Source organism: Methylobacterium bullatum, assembly GCF_014845095.1.
In the GTDB taxonomy this organism is placed as follows: Bacteria; Pseudomonadota; Alphaproteobacteria; order Rhizobiales; family Beijerinckiaceae; genus Methylobacterium; species Methylobacterium bullatum.
On sequence record NZ_NKUG01000275.1, the window covers coordinates 1 to 820 of the forward strand.

At 68.9% G+C, this 820-nt stretch carries 1 protein-coding gene; it reads left to right on the plus strand.

Features of this window, described 5'->3' with window-relative positions:
- On the plus strand, positions 1-746 hold a 746-nt coding region (locus tag MBTS_RS23055; protein ID WP_192216586.1), incomplete at its 5' end, for a LolA family protein.
- Positions 747-820: the final 74 nt, after the last annotated feature.

Consider the following 820-nt stretch of genomic DNA (forward strand, 5'->3'; position numbering starts at 1 on the left):
CGCCCCCGGCCGCTCCCGCCGCGCCGAAGAAGCCCGCGGCCCAGGCGCCCAAACCCGCCAAGGCGGCGTCGGACAAGCCGGGTCCCGGCGCGAAGCCCGCCGCGAAGGCCGCGCCCTCGGACGCGCCCGCCAAGGTCGCCGCCGTCGGTGCCCCCACCGCCGCGTCCTCCATGCTCGATGCCGAGCCCGCCGCCGTGCTCGCCCAGGCCAACGCCTATTTCAACGGCATGACCACGCTCAGCGGCAACTTCGTCCAGATCGCCGGCGACGGGCGCCGCATCGGCGGCAAGCTGACCCTGGCCAAGCCCGGCCGCCTGCGCTTCGACTACGACCAGCCCTCCCCCATGGAGGTGGTGGCCGATGGCACGTCGGTGGCGGTGAAGGACCGCAAGCTGAAGACCCAGGACCTCTACTTCATCTCGCAGACGCCGCTGAAATTCCTGCTCCGCGACAAGATCGACCTCGCCCGCGACCTCACCGTGTCGGACATCGCCAACGATCCGGGCGGCATCCGCATCTCCCTGGAGGACCGGGCGACGCTGGGCGGCACCTCGAAGATCCAGCTGTTCTTCGACGCCGAGATGAAGACCCTCAGCCAGTGGCGGATCACCGATCCGCAGGGCTACCAGACCACGGTCCAGCTCTCGAACCTACAGAAGGGCAAGGCCATCGACGGCAGCCAGTTCTTCATCAATTACGGGCGCAGCGAGGACAAGGCGATGGAGAAGCAGATCAAGGCGCAGTGAGGGGGCACTCCCGCTCCCCTGCGGCTCCTGGATTCACACATCTGCTTTCGACGAGCAGAGCGCGTCCCTCTCCC